Raw genomic sequence first — 18,864 nt, 5'->3', positions numbered from 1 at the left:
CTGGGTATATAGCACAAGTTCGGCAAGTATAGTAAAACGTCTGAACAATTACGAGTTGATATATTATACGGAAAAGAAAATGCCCTGGCCGCTAAGCAATAGAGACGTAGTGATGCAAATGAAATTGGTGTTAGATACTGTCGCCGGCACTTTGATCATGACCGCTCATAGTATCGAAAATATGGTTCCCTTAAAAAGTGGAGTTGTACGCGTGCCTGCATCAGAAGTAACATGGAGAGTATCAACAATCCTCTCCGGTACAATGAAAATAGAATACAGTGCACAGGCAGACCCCGGAGGAACAGTGCCAGCATGGGTAACAAATATGTTTTTAACAAAGGGTCCGTACGAAACTTTCACAAACCTGCGAAAGCAACTTGAAAATAAGGGTGACTAAAATACTTTGATGTTCCTTATTAATTATGAGAACTCGCAACAAGAAATGCTCTACACATTAAATTGAATTACCGCGGCCAAATCCTTACCAAGAAAAAGTTCGAAAGTTGTCCCCTTCTCTCCGCTACCAAACACAAAAGCGTCCTATTCGGGCGCTTTTTTCGTATGTGTGAATGCTGTTATAAATCGCTACAGTAACTTGCTTCAGGACGATATAATGGGTTTACCTCCTCAACAGGGCTGTAGGATCAACGGGATCATCCAAGTTGAATTCAAAATACCCGAGAATACGGTCTAACCGTCTCTTGATCGTATATGCATAGTTATAAGGTGTGGGCGCCTGTTGACGTTCCAAAACAAGCCATATGGACAACCGTCTATACCACGCTTCTCTCGCACCTTTCAATAAGGTAAAAATGGTGAGCAAGAGATCGCACTTCGCGGTCCTTGCTCACCATTAACATGGTCGATAGGTCTATTCTATCGTAAATCGAATGACCTTCTTTTCATTGTCCGAAGACAATGTAAGCAGATACATTCCGGCACAAGGGGTATTCATGACCTTAAGCTCTTTGTTTATCCTGTCGGCTACGGCATATAGCTCATCGGTATACACTGTGCGGCCCAGTATATCGGTCACCGTCACGCTTACGGCCCCATTGCCGGTGCCGGGCAATGTGCCGGAAAGGGTAAATGCGCCATTGTTGGGGTTGGGGTAAAGCTGTATGCCATCCGTGGGGCGCTCTTCCAGGCTATTTTCACCATTGCGCAATGCAATAACAGTTACTGTCTTGGATGCATAACACCCTGTAGGCGTTGTGTACTGGATACTAGCGCTACCGTACGAAACGCCTCCCCACGACATAACACCCGTAGTACTATTGATAGAGATGCGCCAGGAAGCATCGCTCGACCATGTGCCACCCGGTATGTTGCATGTGAGCGTTGCCGTGCCCGATGACGGGAACGATGCCGGCCCGGAGATAACAGGCACCGGATACACGGTAGCTACTACAGTAGATCTGCACACGGCCCCTTCCCCATTCTTGTAAGTGATAACAGCAGTGCCGCTCGATATGCCCACTAGGTGTGCTTCCCACGGGTAATATGGAGATGTAACTGTTGCTTTTGCCGTATTGCTGCTGCTCCATGTACCTCCCTCGTCATTAGTATTGGCTACACTGATCGCTATTAAAGAGCCCGGGCATATCGGTGCATTGCCGGTGATGGGGCCGGGTGGAGTATTGACGTAGGTATAGGCATAGGCGGCACAAATGCCCGGGTCGCCCGTGCTATAGAATATGTTGACCAACCCTGTTACTGTGCCGGGTGTGAGCACTCCACTGCCGCTGATAGAAGCATCTATGCCAGAGCTTGTATCAACGCGCCATATACCCCCGGGAACGCTATTGGCCAGTGTTATGGACGAGCCTCCGGCACACAAAGGCTTTATGCCGGTTATTTCTCCTGGCACGGCCGACACCGTGATAACAGGCCGTACAACGCAACCTCCCCAGTCGGAGGTAAAAGTGATGCGTGCTGTACCGGTAGAGACACCTGCTACTGCGGCCGTATACCCTGTAGTGGTCGGCATGCTTATCTTGCTGCTGGCAGTGGTCCAGGTGCCGGAGTAGTCGCAAGATAGTGTGCCTTCAGAGCCAACACATATACGCTTATCGCCTGTGATGATCACCTTGGGGCCCACTAACACGTCATGTGTGACCGCACAACTGTTTTTAGTATAAGATATGGTCACAGGCAAGTAGTGATCCGACACACCGGTAACAAGCCCATACATATCTACACTGGCGATAGCAGGGTCAGAGCTGCTCCATGAGCCTCCCGATGTGGCATCGCTCAGCATTATAGTATTGTCTACGCAAAGCATATCGGAACCGGTTATGGCAGCCACTGTCGTAGTAGTGAGTACTCTTGCTGTCATTTTGTTGCTATTAGGGACATCCTTGTAAGCCACATAAGGAACTCCGCTGCCATTGATGGCAAGATCGATGGCACCGGTAGCACCGTTGGACAGGTTCGCTCCGCCTATCACATCAAGATCGCCGGTAGTAGCGTTGTAGCGCGATACTGTCAGATGTTTATCATCCTCGTCCGAATAGGCTACATAAGGTATTCCGGAACCGTTTATCGCTATTTTATGCTGGGCCACCGACAAGTTGATGGCAAAATAGCCGACAATTGACCATGCGGCGCCAGTATACTTGAGTACAGCACCTCCATAGGTCGGGTTGGAAGTGGGGTCGGGCGCCATACTTATATATGGAATGCCGTTGTGCACAGCTAACGAAGTACTTTTTTGCGGTAGTCCGGTCCAGGGCGATGATGCCGTACTGGTATTACCTATCTGCACCCAGCTGGTACCACGGTATTTTTTTACAACGGTGATATTACCTGCCGGTATGTCTATATAAGACACCCATACAGAGTCGCTGGCATCTATGAAGAGGTCCAGGGTCTTTATAGCGCCGCTGGAGAACCCCGTTGTACCCACTGTGGTCCAGCCCGACCCATTATATTTTTTTACTGTTATCTTGTTGCTGTTCGCTACGTCCTCATATGCTATATAGGGGGTGCCCGTACTGGTAAGCGCGATCTGGTGATCGGCCACGGCCCCGGTAGAGATGCCTGTGTTGTTCAGCATGGTCCATACAGAGCCGGTGGTCATGGCCACCCTGGGTAAATTATCAATACTCCTGCGGTATACCATATACACTATCGAGCCATGGGGGGCTATCCTGGGGTTATCTACCACATCGGGGTCAAGGCCGCTATACCCCAGATCTTTCCAGCTATTGGCAGCAAAATGGGTCACGGTAGCCTTGTTGCCATTTGCGGCATCTCTATAAGCCACATAGGGCTCGCCCTGGTGGCTTATGTATAATGAGGCCCCCGAAACCGTGCCGTCAGAAAAACCTACGCCACCCAGTGCATCCCATTTGTTGCAGGTATCTTGCGCACGGGCGCTGCTTATACAGAATTGCAGTAGCAGTAATACTGACAATAACCGCCAACTGCTACGCAGCGGTTTTGAATGCTCATTGATGTGTTTCATAACTGATCTGTTCGTTTTTTGAAGTGATGCTGCAATGATACCCTGCCACGTTGCCCCAAACCCGACAAGAACAGCCACAAATCGGACATGCAGATGCAGTTAATTAGATAACAGCCAATTAAAAAGTACAAAAAACGCAATTCACTTAAAAAAATGACCAAATTTTGGTCGTCGAAACATTACTTCGCCCACATTTTGAACATAAAAAGGGACTTACGAGAGGGCATTCGCATGTAAATGAATCAGTATATCACAAGAATGCGGAAGGCCGTTTCCCGAACCGATCAAAGAACTGCTGAGAGAAATAGCTGGCCTTTTCAAAGCCTACTCTACGGGCCACGTCATCGATCTTGTTTATTTCTCCACTCTGTAATAGTTCATAAGCCTTTTGCAGTTTTACCTCTTTTATGAGCTGCGAGGGAGAATACCCGGTAAGCGACCTGGCAGTGCGGTGCAGGTGGCGTTCGCTCATAGCCAGCTCATAGGCAAGGTCGTATACCGAAACATCCGAGCGCTTTAACCGGCTCAATACGAATTCCGTCACTTTCCGGCGAAACTCGTCGGCCTCCGGGCTTTCTGCCTGTATATCGTCCGGCTCGGCCGACTGCAATATAAATTCCTTGCGTGCCGCATAGTTGTTCAGTAGGTTATAGACCCTTGCCTGCAACTCTTCGGCATTAAAAGGTTTTACTATATAATCATCCACACCCAGCCGTAAAAGGGCCAGTTGGCGCTCGCTTGCCGCAAGGGCGGTAAGCATAATAACGGGTATTTTTCTTAATGTATCTGTCCTCTTCAGCATGGCCACGAATTCCTCTCCATCCATCTGCGGCATCATAATATCGGAAATGATAAGGTCGGGTGTATTGTTTTCCAGCCAGTGCAATGCTTCTACACCATTGTTCGCCTCGGCTATAGTTACTTTGCTACCCAGTATCTCTTTCAGATAGTACCTCATTTCTGCGTTGTCCTCTACTATAAGCACACTGCAGCCATCTACAGGCAACTGCCATTGCGGCATATCGCCATGCGGGTCCTCTGTTACATGCTGCGATATCACAGGCTCGGCCAGCGGGAAGCTCAAAGAGAACACACTACCATGTTCCGGGGTACTGGTGACATTTACCGTGCCGCCGAGCAGCTCCGTAAATTCTTTTACCAGTGAAAGTCCTATGCCAACACCTTCAGCATTCTTTCCCGATGAGCTTTGATAGAACCTTTCGAATATATATGGCACGTCTTTTTCTGAAATGCCCACACCTGTATCCCTTACCTCTATGTACAGGGCATTGCCTGCCCGGTATGCCTTTACAGCAATGCTGCCTTTTTCTTTATTGAATTTTATGGCATTGAAAATAAGGTTGTTGATGATCTTCTCGAATTTGTTCTCATCTACCTGTATATGCAGACCTGTGATGCTGTCGTCGGCATATGCCAGCTCCAGTCCTTTTTTCTGAATGAAAGACTCGAACGTAAATACGATACGCCTTAGTAATGGAGCGACCACAACAGACCGCATGTTCAGCTTTGTTTCGCTTTTTTCCAGCCGGGAGAGGTCCAGTATCTCCTCTATCATGTATTGCAGTTTACGACTGTTATTGTAGGCTATATCCAGTTTTTCGGGTCGCCTGCTATCCCCCTCGTTCTTCATCAGCTCCAGCATGCCCGACAGTAGCGTCACAGGCGTGCGCAGCTCATGCGACATATTTGCATAGAATTTCGATCTCATCTCCGATGCTATGGCCAATTGCGAAAGCTGATCGTCTATTATTTGTTTCTGCTTTTTCAGCTGCGCGTTCTTGCGCAATGTGCGTCTGTAGCTACCTGCTCCAATTATCACTACCAGTCCGCCAAGCCCCATTAAAATGGCCAGTCGTTCACCTTTTACCTTATGCAGTTCATTCTCTTTTACCAGTACATCTAATGTTCGGTTCTTATCGACCAGTTTTAGCCTGATCTCGGCTTCGGCAAGCTCATTGTTCCTGCTTTTACGAAAGAGAGTATCCTGCAGGTCAACAAATTCTTTCATATAGCGGAGTGCATTGTCTATGTCTCCTTTCTTTTTATAAATATCTGCCAGCAGCGTATAGCAGTCTTTGTACTCATCGTTCAGCATATTGTGTTCCTTGCACAGCGCGGCATAGGTATGCGCAAAACGCAGGGCAGAATCCATACGCCCCGCTATCATCTCTGCCTTTGCCATTTCCTTGTTGTTCTCTATATGCACGAAAACGTCCTGGAACAACCTCCGGTTCATTTCTTCGCACTTTCTGAAGTGTTCTTTCGCTCCTTTATGGTCGCCAAGGGCTGCCAAAGGAGCTATAAGATTCGAGTGAACGCACATTACAGTAAATTTATCTTCAAGGTCACTTTCAAGTATCTTCCGGCTTATACTTGCCGACTTTTCGTACTCACCCATATTCTTGTATATGATCGCCATGTTGGCCAAAGCGTTCATGGTCGTGAGTTTGGCGACCTTTGTAAGCGAATCGGTCAACATTGCGTAGTGTAGTGCCTCATTGTAACGTTTTTGTTTACTATAAATCACAGAAAGCGAGTTATACGCTCCCAAAACACCCGATACATCGTTCAGCGAATCGTATATGCGTGTACTTTCTGTTATGCTGGTGATAGCACGTTCATGTTCACCCAGCATGTTATATACCCAGGCGAGGCGGTTGTATATATTCGCCTCGTCGCTTTTCATACCGTTCAGATCCGCAAGAGCTATGGTTTCTTTATACCTGTCTGCCGATAAGTGGTAATATCCCTGTGTTTCATACAGCCCGGCAGACTTATAGAGGTAACGTATCTGATCTTGAACACGGCCTGACCGCTTTGCTATCGCTATGGCTTGTTCATAGCGCTCTTGTGCTTCGGTATGTCTCCCCGCTTTTTTTAGTGACTGTGCTTCGCTGAACAGCGTCTGCATCACAAGGGTATCAAGTTTCAGCACACTGAATTCGGCCACTGCCTTATTATAATAGAATACAGCCGTATCATGTTTTTTCTCATCATCGTAGGCATCTCCTATACCAAGTACAATGTGTGCATGCATTTGTTTGTTGTCAATGCCTGATAACACCTTTTTCAGGCTGTCCGCTTTATTGGCATACATTGTAGTTGTGACCAACATGAGGAGCAACGGTCCTATACTTTTCATTTAGTTGCTTTTAACCATTCAATTAGATATGAACATGCTTGAAGATAACACAGATCCGAACGATATTATGTGTTTCTGTTTGCATAGGAGAAACAGTTACCGAGAAAGCGGTCAACTGTAGCGGGGTAGACGATAGCATGACCGGTATCTGATATGATCAATGTATTACAAAAGACAGCCCGGTCATTAGACTACATGACCGGGCTAAAGATATGTGGGGAAATACTACTTGGCCTATAACGTACCTATGAGCTTCTTCAGGTACATGCCGTATCCGCTCTTCATATAGAGGGTAGCCAGCTTTTCCATCTGCTCATCATTTATCCACCCGTTGCGGTAGGCTATCTCTTCTATGCAGCCTATCTTCAGGCCCTGGCGCTTTTCTATCACTTCTATGAATTCGCCTGCCTCTATGAGCGAGTCGAAGGTGCCGGTATCCAGCCAGGCAGTACCACGGTCCAGCACGCCTACTTCCAGCTTGCCTTTTTCCAGGTATACCTTGTTCACATCGGTTATCTCCAGCTCGCCGCGGGGCGATGGCTTTATGGCCTTGGATATGGCCACTACATCATTGTCGTAGAAATAAAGGCCGGGTACGGCATAGTTCGATCTCGGCTTTAGGGGCTTTTCTTCTATGCTCAGTACACGGAAGCTCTTGTCGAACTCCACCACGCCATAACGCTCAGGATCGTGTACCTGGTAGGCAAATACCACTGCGCCATCGGGGTTCACCTTATTGCGCAGCAGGGTGCCCATACCCGAGCCGTAGAATATATTATCGCCCAGCACCAGTGCCACAGGGTCGTTGCCTATGAAATCGGCACCGAGTATGAATGCCTGTGCAAGACCTTCGGGTTTGGGCTGTATCACATACTCGAACCGGCAACCTATCTGGCTGCCATCACCCAGCAGCTTTTTGAAAGCAGGCTGGTCTTCGGGGGTGGTGATGATAAGTATCTCGTTGATACCGGCCAGCATCAGTGTAGACAATGGATAGTATATCATTGGCTTGTCATACACGGGCATCAGCTGCTTGCTAACAGCTATAGTAAGGGGGTAAAGCCGTGTGCCGGAACCGCCGGCGAGGATAATGCCTTTCATTATCTGTGTGTGTATTGAGTTTCGTAATAGTTCTTGTAGTTGCCCGATGTTACATGATCCAGCCACTCCTGGTTCTCCATGTACCAGTCAATGGTCTTGCTCAGGCCTTCTTCAAAGGTCACCGATGGGTACCAGCCCAGCTCCTTATTGATCTTTGAGGCATCTATAGCGTAGCGGCGGTCGTGGCCGGGGCGGTCTTTTATGTAGGCTATCAGTTTCTCCGATTCGCCCGGCTGGCGGCCCAGCCTGCTGTCCATTTCCTTGCACAGCAGCTTTACCAATTCTATGTTCTGCCACTCGTTGAAGCCACCTATGTTGTAGGTCTCGCCATTGCGGCCGCCATGGAACACCATGTCTATAGCACGGGCGTGGTCTATCACATACAGCCAGTCGCGGGTGTACTTGCCATCGCCATATACAGGCAGTGGCTTGTTGTTGCGGATATTGTTGATGAAGAGCGGAACCAGCTTCTCGGGGAAGTGGTTGGGGCCATAGTTATTGGAACAGTTGGTGATAACGAAGGGCATGTGGTAGGTATTACCATATGCGCGTACCAGGTGATCAGAAGCTGCTTTAGAGGCAGAGTAGGGCGACTGGGGATCGTATGGAGTGGTCTCCAGGAAGAAACCTTCTTCGCCCAGTGAGCCGTATACCTCATCGGTAGACACATGGTAGAAGCGTTTGCCATCCATATTGTCCTTCCACAGGGTGCGGGCCGCGTTCAGCAGGTTGGCCGTGCCCATCACATTCGTCTGTATAAAAGCATTAGGGTCCAGTATAGAGCGGTCCACATGGCTTTCGGCGGCCAGGTGTATCACCCCATCGAACTTGTACTGTTCGAACAGGCGGTTGATATGTGCCGCATCGGTGATGTCGGCTTTCTCAAATATGTAGTTCGGGGCATCCTGTATGTCTTTCAGGTTCTCGAGGTTGCCTGCATAGGTGAGGGCATCCAGGTTCACTATCTTGTATTCGGGGTATTTGGTGACGAATAGGCGCACCACATGCGAGCCTATGAAACCTGCGCCACCCGTTATCAGCAATGTTTTGTTCATGATGCGAAAGTAGAGATATTGTATCGCTTATCTCTTTGTCTGCTGTTAGAAATAACTTAATTAAAATATCGGCCGGGTAGATCACACCAGCTTGAAGGTCTCTATGAATTTGGTAGTGAAGTTGCCCTTGCGGAAATCTTCGTTCTTCATCAGCTGCAGGTGGAAGGGTATGGTCGTTTTCACGCCCTCTATCACATACTCGCTCAGTGCACGCTCCATAGTGTTTATTGCCTCCTCACGCGTCTGGGCCACGGCTATCACTTTGGCTATCATAGAATCGTAGTAGGGGGGTATGGTATACCCGGCATATATATGCGAGTCTACACGCACACCATGGCCGCCGGGCGTATGCAGTACGGTTATCTTGCCCGGGCATGGGCGGAAGTCATTGTACGGGTCCTCGGCATTTATACGGCACTCTATGGCGTGTATCTTAGGCTCGTAGTTCTTACCGCTTATGGGTACGCCTGCTGCTATCTTTATCTGTTCCTTTATCAGGTCGTAGCTTATCACTTCCTCTGTCACACCATGCTCTACCTGTATACGGGTGTTCATTTCCATGAAGTAGAAGTTGCGGTGCTTATCTACCAGGAATTCTATGGTACCCACGCTTTCGTAGTTGATGGCCGCCGCAGCCTTGATGGCCGCCTCGCCCATGCGCTGCCTCAGCTCGGGCGTCATAAAGGGCGATGGCGACTCTTCCACCAGCTTCTGGTGGCGGCGCTGTATAGAGCAGTCGCGCTCGCTGAGATGGCAAACGGTGCCGAACTGGTCGCCGGCCACCTGTATCTCTATATGGCGTGGTTCTTCCACGAATTTCTCCATGTATATGCCATCGTTCTTGAACGATGCTTTGGCCTCCATCTTGGCCGATGTGTAGGCATTGTCCAGCTCGCTCTCTTCCCATATCACGCGCATACCCTTGCCACCGCCGCCGGCGGTAGCTTTTATGATCACGGGATAACCCATGTCCTTTGCCAGTTTCTTGGCCTCTTCCACACTCTGCAGCAGGCCGTCAGAGCCCGGTATCACAGGCACGCCTGCGCGTATCATGGTCTCTTTGGCGGTTATCTTGTCGCCCATGGCATTTATCATGGCAGGGGTGGGGCCTATGAACTTTATCTTGTACTGCGCACATATCTCTGCAAATGCTGCATTCTCTGCCAGGAAGCCGTAACCGGGATGTATGGCATCGGCATTGGTTATCTCGGCAGCGGCCATTATGTGCTGCATGTTCAGGTAAGAGTCCGAACTCTGTGGCTTACCTATACATACGGCCTCATCGGCAAAACGCACATGCAGGCTTTCCTTGTCGGCGGTAGAGTATACTGCTACGGTGCGTATTCCCATTTCGCGACAGGTACGAATGATGCGCAATGCTATCTCACCGCGGTTAGCTATCAATATCTTTTTGAACACGTTATCTGATATTTTATGTAATATAAATAAAATAACCCTTATTACTAAAAATGGCCTTTGTTCAAGGCCACTTTATTATTGTGTCTGTGCGGCTGCACAGTGCGGTATTTAAATAGGTTCTACAAGGAAAAGCGGCTGGTCGTACTCTACAGGGGTAGAATCGTCGGCCAGTACCTTTATGATACGGCAGTTCATATCGCTTTCTATGTCGTTGAACAGCTTCATGGCCTCTATGATGCACAGTTTCTGTCCTTTCTTCACCTCGTCGCCTACGTTCACGAATACGGGCTTGTCGGGCGATGGGCTGCGGTAGAACGTACCTATCATAGGCGACTTTATGGTCACCTGGTTGGCGTTCTCTGCAGGTGCTGCAGGCTTGGCCGCAGGTGCAGGCGCTGCGGCAGCAGCGGGTGAAGGCGCAGGTGCTGCAACCGGCATAGGTGCAGGTGCTGCAACGGCAGGCGCCATAACGAATGCAGGCTGCTGGCCGGACATATCTTGCTTGATGGTGATCTTGAAATCGCCTTCTTCTATACTGAGCTCACTGATGTTCGACTTGTTTATGGTCTTTATCAGTTCTTGTATCTGTTTATACTCCATGAGTGGGTAAGTTTAAGTCGAAAGTAATGAAATAATGGTTCTGCGAGGGTATGAATGGTGGAAAAATATCTCTTTGCGCAAAAACGCATCGAAATATTATTCTTTCACCCTTTCAACATAGTTGCCGGTCTTGGTGTCTATTTTTATCAGCTCGTCGGTATCTACGAAGAGGGGTACCATCACTGTGGCGCCTGTCTCTACGGTAGCAGCTTTCAGGGCGCGGGTAGCGGTATCGCCTTTTACGCCGGGCTCTGAGTAGGTGATGCGCAGGTTCACATGGGGCGGCAGCTCTACGCTCATAGGCTGCTCGGTCTCTGTGTTCACTATCACGAAGCATTCCTGGCCGTCTTTGAACAGTTCGGGGCGGTCTATCATGTTCTCACCTATCACTATCTGCTCGAAGGTGTTGTTGTCCATCAGGTTGAAGCCTGCTTCGTCCCTGTAAAGGAACTGGTAGTTGCGGCGCTCTACGCGAACAGGGAATATGTTATCGCCCGAGTTCCAGGTATGCTCTATAGAACGGTTGTTATCCACGCCTTTCAGCTTCGCCCACACTTTTGCGGCAGCGCGTGCCGTTTTGTTCTGTCCGAATTCCACTACTGAATAAAGGTTGCCATCAAGTTTAATGATCAACCCATTGCGCATATCTGCTGTTGTAGCCATGAAAATGTTGTTTTTATATTTATTGATCGCAAAAGTAATGATCGTGCCGCAAAAAGCGAAATGATAAAAGCCCTCTGCGCAAGATAATATGGACGTCTTTTCTCAATTCATCATGGCTGGTATACCAGCCTTACCACTGTGCTGCTGCCATCCTCGCCGGCAAAACGGCACATATAAAGACCTGCGGTCAGGTCGCCCGGCAGGGTAACGGACGTAGAAGGCCTGCGAATGGTATGCCTGCTTACTTCCTTCCCGTCTATGGTGTATACCAGCAGCGTGCCCGGTGCCGGGGTCTCTACGGTCAATGCACCACTGCTGGGATTGGGAAATATGCTAATGTGTGTCACTGATGCTGTGGGTGCCACAGCCGTACCACATATAGTACCGAACTGTACATATACCTTTTTCGTAGCAGTATCGGCCCCGCACAGGTTAGTTGTTATATAGCGGATCGTCACTATGCCCGGCAGTACACCTGTCACCAGTCCGTCCGCATCTATGGTAGCGGTCTCGGACCCGGCGCTGCTCCACAGGCCGCTTGTGGCAGTATTGGCCAGGCGTATGGTATCGCCCTGGCATACGGTATCCAGCCCGGTTATGGCGCCTGCATCGGGGTGTTCGTGTACCTCTATCACAGAGAAGGCCGTATCGGCCCCGCACAGGTTAGATACCCTGTACATGACCGTGACCGTACCTGCAACTATACCCGTGAGTACCCCTGCCGGGGAAATGGTGGCCACTACTACATTACCGCTGCGCCAGGTGCCGCCCGCTATGGTAGACGAGAGGGTAATGGTATTGCCCCTGCATACATCTGTTTCGCCTATTATGGTGCCCGGCGATGGTATGGCATTCACGGTAACGGGATACGAGGCCGTGATGACCCCGCAAGCCGATAGCGTACTGTAAAAGATAGTATCCGGTCCGCCTGCCATACCCGCCACCATACCTGTACCGGCCGACACCGATGCCCGGCCGGTAACGCTGCTCCATATACCGCCGGTCATACTGGCCGAGAGCGTGATGGCATCACCTGCACATACCGCTGTAGGGCCTGATATCACTGCCGCCGCCGGTGTGACGATGACGGTAACGATAGCCACCCTATAGCAGCCCGAGGGTATGGAATAGGTAATAGTGGCCGCACCTGGCATTACACCCATTACCACGCCGCTGGCAGAGCCTACTGTGGCTATACCGGGGTTGGCGCTGGTCCATGAGCCGCCTGCCGAGCTGGCAAGTGCAATGGTAGACCCCACGCATGCTACACCCGGCCCGGTGATGACACCCGGCGATGGCGCAACTGTAATGGTAGTGGTGGTACGGCAGCCTGCACCTACCGAATAGGTAATGGTGGATGTACCTACGGTAACACCTGTGACCACGCCCGATGAGGTGCCTATGCTGGCATTGCTGGTGCTGCTGACCCATGTGCCACCGGCGGGAGCGCTGCTGAGGGGTACCGATGCTCCCTCGCACACCGTAGTGAGGCCTGCTATGGGAGCGGGCGCCGCACTCACATTATAGAGCAATGTCCTGAAACAGCCCGTAGGGAAACCATAGGTAATGATGGGATTCCCCACAGCTATGCCGGTTATTACGCCAGAGGCATCTATGGTGGCCAGTGAGGTGTTGCTGCTGCTCCAGCTGCCGCCGGATGGGATACTGGAGAGTATACCTGTGCTACCTGCACATACCGCCGACGGCCCCGATATGGGCGAGGGTATGGCATTGATGGTGACCACGGCAGTGGCATAGCAGCCTATGGCATAATACGATATAGTGACGGTGCCGGGCGTTACACCCACCACCATGCCGGTAGACGATATGACGGTGGCTATGGCTGTATTGCTGCTGCTCCATATGCCGCCGGTCATGGGGTCGCTCAATGTGGTATTGCTCGACACACAGGCCTGCATCACCCCGGTTATGGCCGGGGGATTGGTATTTACTGTCATTACCACGTTACGGGCACAGCCACCCGGCATGGTGTAAGAAATGGAGGTGGTACCTACCGTACCCACCATCACCGTGCCCGATGATGAGCCTATGGTGCCTATGGCGGTATTGCTGCTGCTCCAGGTGCCGCCCGGTGTCACACAGGACAGGGTAGAAGTAGTACCCGCACATACCGACAACGGACCGGTAATGAAGGCCGGTGTGGTAGAGACCGTGACCACTGCCGCAAAGTTGCAGCCGCCCGGGGCTATGTAGCTAATGGTAGTGGTGCCGGGTGTGATGCCCGTAACTATACCCGATGACGACCCTATGGTGCCTATGGTAGCACTGCTGCTGCTCCAGGTGCCGCCTGCCGTGGCGTTAGAGAGGGTAGTGGTATAGCCTGTACAGGCTATGAGCGTACCTGTGATGGGCGTGCCTGCTGCGCTCACCGTTACCACTACAGTAGTGGTGAGCGCGCCACAGCCGCCTGTGGTGGTGTAGGAAATAATGGCCGTGCCGCTGCTTACGCCCGTTACCACACCGCTGGCAGCGCCTACCATGGCTATGCCTGTATTGCTGCTGCTCCAGGTGCCGCCGCCATCGGCATTGCCAAGGGCAGATGTATAGCCGGAACATACATTGAGCGAGCCGGTGATGGGGTTCATCACTTCGTCATACTTTATTACCGTGGCCTTGCCGCCCACATCGCCATCGGTATAGCCTACATATATGGTGTTGCCCCGCGATATGGCTATGGCATTGCCCGATGTAGCGCCTGTAGAGAATATAGCGGCGCCTACCGTAGCCCAGCTACTGCCATTGTATCTCAGTACGGTGGCCTCATCGCCATTGTACCAGTCGGCATACAATATGTGGGGCTTGCCTGCCGTATCTGTGGCCATGGCTATATTGTCGGCACGGTCGGGCGACAGGCCGGGTGTACCTGCTGCCACCCATGTAGTACCATTGTATTTCATGGCCGTTACCATACGGCTCATCGACCAGTCGGAATAAGCCACAAAGGGTGTGTCGTTGGCAAAGGCAAGGGCCGTATACTCTGCCTGTCCTGCCGAAAAGCCGGCCGTGCCCACGGTGCTCCATAGTGTGCCGGTATAGCGCATCACCGTGGCCTTGCCACTATTGCCTGCATCCTTATATACCACATAGGGCATGCCGGTGCTGTTCATTACCAGCTTGGTATAGGAGGCCTGCCCGGCCGAGAAACCTGTGGCACCCACATTCACCCATGCCGATCCGCTGAAGCGCATCACCGTGGCTTTTTTGGCATTGCCCCAGTCGGAATAGACCACATATGGTGTACCCGATGCATCTATGGCTATACAGGTATACTCTGCCTGTCCGGCAGAGAGGCCGGGTGTACCTACGTTCACCCATGCCGATCCGTCGAACCTCATTACCGTGGCCTTATAGCTCACGTTCTGGTCCATGTAGGCCACATAGGGTATGCCCGCGCTGCTGATGGCTATGGACGTATGTTCGGCACGGCCTGCAGAGAAACCTGCTATACCTACCGTGACCCATGTACCTCCCGAAAATTTCTTTACCGTTGCCTTATAGCCCTGGTCCTCGTCCATATATACTATATATGGTGTGCCGGCGGCATCGGTGGCCACCGATGTGTAGAGCGCCCCGCCCGATGACATGCCCTGTATGCCCTCTGTACCCCATGAAAGGCATTGTGCTTCAGATGTGTTCGTATCGCTTAAAAGCGCAAAAAATAGCAGACATGCAAAGAAGGTCCGCGTAAAAATGGTTCTCATATGTAAGTGGTGTGTGCAGTGATCTCATAGTGATTCGCATCAACGTAACGCAAAGGGGAGTGCAAAGTTACTACCTTGAACGCGATATTATACTCTTTAAATAATTATTACCTGCCCATATGCGATCGGGCACTGATCTTCAATACAAAGACCCGCGATATGTAACTTTTTTTGCCGATATACAATAAACCATATTTTCGCTTAAATTTGCGACTTCTTAAAAACAACCTAATGGCAGTTTTAGTAAACAAGGACTCAAAGGTCATAGTACAGGGCTTCACAGGTACGGAAGGTACTTTCCATGCCGGCCAGATGATAGAATACGGAACCAACGTAGTAGGCGGTGTTACCCCCGGTAAGGGCGGCAGCATGCACCTGGACAGGCCTGTGTTCAATACCGTAAAAGATGCGGTAGACAAGGCAGGCGCCAATGTTTCCATCATCTTCGTACCACCGGCCTTTGCTGCCGATGCTATAATGGAAGCTGCTGACGCAGGCATCAAGGTGATCATCTGCATTACAGAAGGTATACCTGTACAGGACATGGTAAAGGCCCGCGAATACATAAAAGGCCGCGAATGCAGGCTCATAGGCCCTAACTGCCCCGGCGTTATCACTGCGGGCGAGGCTAAGGTAGGCATCATGCCCGGTTTCGTGTTCAAGTCGGGCCGCATAGGTATCGTGTCCAAATCGGGTACGCTTACATATGAGGCTGCCGACCAGACCGTGAAGGCAGGTATGGGCATATCTACCGCTATAGGTATAGGTGGCGACCCCATCATAGGCACTACCACCCGCGAGGCTGTGGAACTGCTGATGAACGACCCCGAGACCGACGGTATAATAATGATAGGCGAGATAGGTGGCAACATGGAGGCCGAGGCCGCACAGTGGCTGAAGAACAACATGCGCAAGCCTGTGGTAGGTTTCATAGCCGGCCAGACGGCCCCTGCAGGCCGCCGTATGGGCCATGCGGGCGCTATAATAGGTGGTGCCGATGATACTGCTGCCGCCAAAATGAAGATAATGCGCGAGTGTGGCATACATGTAGTGGACAGCCCTGCCAACATAGGCAAGACCATGGCAGAGGCGCTTTCTGTTACTGCATAAGCTGCCAGTATCGATATTTTCATGTTCTTCATAGAAAAAGCATGATATTCTTACAGATCCCCGGTATTTTTGTACCGGGGATCGTTCTTTACCCCATGCCTTATCGACCCTCATCCTATCCTCCGGCGGGTCATTTCTCTATATCCTGAATATCGCCATCGTGTAGCCGTTCCTGTGGTCATTGGATCAGTATAGGCGATACGCTAATGGATTAACATTGTTTTGGCGATCTTTGGAATGTATATTGAATAAGAACTAACATGGCCGGATGTACCGGCCGGTAAAACAACAAAAATGAGAAAGCACATCACCCGGTCATTGGTCATGATATTGATAGCAGGTATAATGCTTGTGACCGGCACTTCGCAGAAGGCAAAAGCGCAGGACGTAATGGTATCTTACCAGATGTTCTACGACAACCTGGCCCCTTACGGGCAGTGGGTATACGATCCCGAGTATGGTAACGTATGGGTACCTAACGAGGACGGCGATTTCCGCCCCTATGGTAGCCGCGGCCACTGGGTAATGACCGAATATGGTAACACCTGGGTATCTGACGACCCCTGGGGCTGGGCCGTGTACCATTACGGCCGCTGGACGTACAACCCCTACTACGGCTGGATATGGGTACCCGGCTATGAATGGGCCCCTGCATGGGTAAGCTGGCGTTTCGGTGGCGGCTATGCCGGTTGGGCGCCTCTTGGCCCCGGTGTCAGTGTAGGCGTTAACTACTATGCCCCCGATAGCTGGTGGGTATTCGTAGGTCCGCAGTATATGTACCAGCCCAACTGTATCAGGTACTGGAACGGCCCTTCGTACAACACTACCTACATCCGCCAGACCACTATCATCAACAACTATTATATAGATAACAGCACCCGTGTGCGCTATAACTATGGCCCCCGTGCCGAGGTGATACAGAACGTGACAAGAAGGCCCGTACAGGTATACCGCGTATCGCAGTTGAACAGGCCCGGCGCCCCAAGTGTAGGCAGGAACACAGTGAGCATGTATCGCCCTACGGTGAACAGGGCCACAGTGAACGATGCTCGCCCACAGCGGGTGATGCAGGCCCCACAGCCGGTAGGCAGGGGACAGGCAGTACAGCAGATGGGCAGTGGCAGGCAGCCGGCCTTCAGGCAGGAAGCACAGCGTATACAACAGCAGGAAGGCCGTGGCGGTATACAGCAGCAAAACAGGGGCAACGACCGTAGCAGCCGCTATGACGACCGCCCGGACAACAGGCAGCAGCCCGGCAGGAACGATGACCGCAACAGCAGGCAACCCGATCCCCGTACACAGCCATCACAGCCCAACAGGTTCGATGACCGTGGCAGCGACAGGCAGCAACCAGGCAGGAATGATGATCGCAACAACAGGCAGCCCGATCCTCGCACACAGCCATCGCAGCCCACCAGGTCTGATGACCGTGGTAACGACAGGCCCCAGCCGGGAAGGTTCAACAGGCAGCCCGACCAGCAACCACAGCAGCCCAGCAGGCAGCCCGATAATAACAGGCAGATGCAGCCCAGCCGCTACGACAGCCGTATGGACCGCAGGCAGGATGCACCGCCGCAGCAACCGGCGCGTCAGCCACAACCACCACAGCAGCCTGCCCGCCAGCCGCAGCAACCGCAGAACAGCGACCGTTCCGGCAGGTTCCAGCAGCCGCAACAGCCTCAGCAACCACAGCAGCCCCGGCAAGACCAGCCACAGCAGGGTGGTCGCGGTGGCCGCAGGTAGAACGATAAAGAATGACGATAATAAAAATGCCCCGGTACACGGGGCATTTTTATTGACATTTGGGTACCCGTTCGTAATTTTCAGCATTCTAAAACGAACGAACAGCAGCACATGCAATATGCAGTGATAACAGGCGCATCGCAGGGAATAGGCAAGGCCATAGCTGAGAAATTGCTGGCGCAGGGGTGTCCCATAGCCGTATGTGCCAGGGACCGCAACAAGTTGCGTACCGTGGTAGAAGAATGGCGCAATACCTATACCGATGCCGATATCATTTGGACGAATGCCGACCTGGGCACTGAGAAGGGTGTGGAGGAGCTGGCAGCTTTAGTGTTGGGCTCGTTCCCGCAAATAGATATACTGGTGAACAATGCCGGTACCTTTGCTACCGGCCTGCTGGCCGAAGAGCCCGAAGATATGCTGGACAAGATGCTGCAGGTGAACCTGTATGCCGCCTACCGCCTCTCGCGCAAGCTATTGCCGCAAATGAAGCAGCAGGGCAGTGGCCATATCTTCAACATGTGTTCTATAGCCAGCTTGAAGGCCTATGCAGGTATTGGGGCGTACAGCATATCGAAGTATGCATTGCTGGGTCTTACCGACAACCTGCGCGAAGAGCTGAGATCGCATGGCATAAAGGTAACCGCCATATGCCCGGGCTCTACATGGTCGCCATCGTGGGAGGGGAGCGATACCGCGCCCGAACGCATAATGGAGGCTGGCGATATAGCCGAGATGATATGGGCCGCAAGCAGGCTGTCGCCGCAGGCGGTGGCAGAAACCATAGTGATGCGCCCCGTAAAAGGCGACCTTTAAAAA

At 51.5% G+C, this 18,864-nt stretch carries 12 protein-coding genes; 4 read left to right on the top strand and 8 right to left on the bottom strand.

What is annotated here, in order from left to right; translation table 11 throughout:
* A partial coding sequence (locus ABD843_RS00900; protein WP_345077089.1) for an START domain-containing protein occupies positions 1 to 397 on the top strand: 397 nt, incomplete at its 5' end.
* A 474-nt stretch (positions 398 to 871) separates the two neighbouring features.
* On the opposite strand, the gene ABD843_RS00895 is transcribed toward ABD843_RS00900, so the two are convergent.
* The 8 genes from ABD843_RS00895 to ABD843_RS00860 form a co-directional block, all read right to left on the bottom strand.
* Positions 872 to 3,469: a T9SS type A sorting domain-containing protein gene (locus tag ABD843_RS00895; RefSeq protein ID WP_345077086.1), complete on the bottom strand. Its 2,598-nt coding sequence runs from the start codon at positions 3,467 to 3,469 to the stop codon at positions 872 to 874.
* Positions 3,470 to 3,719: 250 nt separating this feature from the next.
* A complete protein-coding gene (locus tag ABD843_RS00890) occupies positions 3,720 to 6,527 on the bottom strand; it encodes a response regulator (RefSeq protein WP_345077083.1) in 2,808 nt (935 codons plus the stop codon).
* Positions 6,528 to 6,866: 339 nt separating this feature from the next.
* Positions 6,867 to 7,733 carry a glucose-1-phosphate thymidylyltransferase RfbA gene (rfbA, locus tag ABD843_RS00885; protein WP_345077081.1) on the bottom strand — a complete coding sequence of 289 codons (867 nt, stop codon included), beginning with the start codon at positions 7,731 to 7,733 and terminating at the stop codon, positions 6,867 to 6,869.
* Entirely contained in the window at positions 7,733 to 8,788 is a 1,056-nt protein-coding gene (gene rfbB / locus ABD843_RS00880) for a dTDP-glucose 4,6-dehydratase (protein ID WP_345077078.1), read from the bottom strand. The genes rfbA and rfbB overlap by 1 nt, the downstream gene beginning before the upstream one ends.
* Positions 8,789 to 8,869: 81 nt before the next feature.
* Positions 8,870 to 10,207, bottom strand: coding sequence for an acetyl-CoA carboxylase biotin carboxylase subunit (gene accC / locus ABD843_RS00875; protein ID WP_345077076.1), 1,338 nt, complete (start codon positions 10,205 to 10,207; stop codon positions 8,870 to 8,872).
* Between the two features lie 108 nt (positions 10,208 to 10,315).
* On the bottom strand, positions 10,316 to 10,807 hold the full coding sequence (accB, locus tag ABD843_RS00870) for an acetyl-CoA carboxylase biotin carboxyl carrier protein (RefSeq protein ID WP_345077073.1): 492 nt from the start codon (positions 10,805 to 10,807) through the stop codon (positions 10,316 to 10,318).
* A 96-nt stretch (positions 10,808 to 10,903) separates the two neighbouring features.
* Complete coding sequence (gene efp, locus ABD843_RS00865; protein ID WP_345077070.1) at positions 10,904 to 11,470, bottom strand: elongation factor P; 567 nt, start codon at positions 11,468 to 11,470, stop codon at positions 10,904 to 10,906.
* 110 nt (positions 11,471 to 11,580) lie between these two features.
* On the bottom strand, positions 11,581 to 15,192 hold the full coding sequence (locus ABD843_RS00860) for an Ig-like domain-containing protein (protein WP_345077067.1): 3,612 nt from the start codon (positions 15,190 to 15,192) through the stop codon (positions 11,581 to 11,583).
* A gap of 231 nt (positions 15,193 to 15,423) precedes the next feature.
* On the opposite strand from ABD843_RS00860, the gene sucD reads away from it, so the two are divergent.
* The 3 genes from sucD (at position 15,424) to ABD843_RS00845 (ending at position 18,861) form a co-directional block, all read left to right on the top strand.
* Positions 15,424 to 16,302: a succinate--CoA ligase subunit alpha gene (gene sucD / locus ABD843_RS00855; protein WP_345077064.1), complete on the top strand. Its 879-nt coding sequence runs from the start codon at positions 15,424 to 15,426 to the stop codon at positions 16,300 to 16,302.
* 294 nt (positions 16,303 to 16,596) lie between these two features.
* A complete protein-coding gene (locus ABD843_RS00850; protein ID WP_345077062.1) occupies positions 16,597 to 18,045 on the top strand; it encodes a DUF6600 domain-containing protein in 1,449 nt (482 codons plus the stop codon).
* Positions 18,046 to 18,156: 111 nt separating this feature from the next.
* Positions 18,157 to 18,861 carry an SDR family oxidoreductase gene (locus ABD843_RS00845; protein ID WP_345077059.1) on the top strand — a complete coding sequence of 235 codons (705 nt, stop codon included), beginning with the start codon at positions 18,157 to 18,159 and terminating at the stop codon, positions 18,859 to 18,861.
* Positions 18,862 to 18,864 lie beyond the last annotated feature (3 nt).

The organism is Nemorincola caseinilytica (genome assembly GCF_039540515.1).
In the GTDB taxonomy this organism is placed as follows: domain Bacteria; phylum Bacteroidota; class Bacteroidia; order Chitinophagales; family Chitinophagaceae; genus Nemorincola; species Nemorincola caseinilytica.
Note: the sequence above shows the minus strand (reverse complement) of the source record. Positions and strands in the feature narration are given on the sequence as shown.

Bases quoted from the DNA above. Each gene is read 5' to 3' on its own strand.
- efp (WP_345077070.1), bottom strand. From the start codon at position 11,470: ATGGCTACAACAGCAGATATGCGCAATGGGTTGATCATTAAACTTGAT.
- rfbA (WP_345077081.1), bottom strand. From the start codon at position 7,733: ATGAAAGGCATTATCCTCGCCGGCGGTTCCGGCACACGGCTTTACCCC.
- ABD843_RS00845 (WP_345077059.1), top strand. From the start codon at position 18,157: ATGCAATATGCAGTGATAACAGGCGCATCGCAGGGAATAGGCAAGGCC.
- ABD843_RS00860 (WP_345077067.1), bottom strand. From the start codon at position 15,192: ATGAGAACCATTTTTACGCGGACCTTCTTTGCATGTCTGCTATTTTTT.
- ABD843_RS00895 (WP_345077086.1), bottom strand. From the start codon at position 3,469: ATGAAACACATCAATGAGCATTCAAAACCGCTGCGTAGCAGTTGGCGG.
- rfbB (WP_345077078.1), bottom strand. From the start codon at position 8,788: ATGAACAAAACATTGCTGATAACGGGTGGCGCAGGTTTCATAGGCTCG.
- ABD843_RS00850 (WP_345077062.1), top strand. From the start codon at position 16,597: ATGAGAAAGCACATCACCCGGTCATTGGTCATGATATTGATAGCAGGT.
- accB (WP_345077073.1), bottom strand. From the start codon at position 10,807: ATGGAGTATAAACAGATACAAGAACTGATAAAGACCATAAACAAGTCG.
- sucD (WP_345077064.1), top strand. From the start codon at position 15,424: ATGGCAGTTTTAGTAAACAAGGACTCAAAGGTCATAGTACAGGGCTTC.
- ABD843_RS00890 (WP_345077083.1), bottom strand. From the start codon at position 6,527: ATGCATGCACACATTGTACTTGGTATAGGAGATGCCTACGATGATGAG.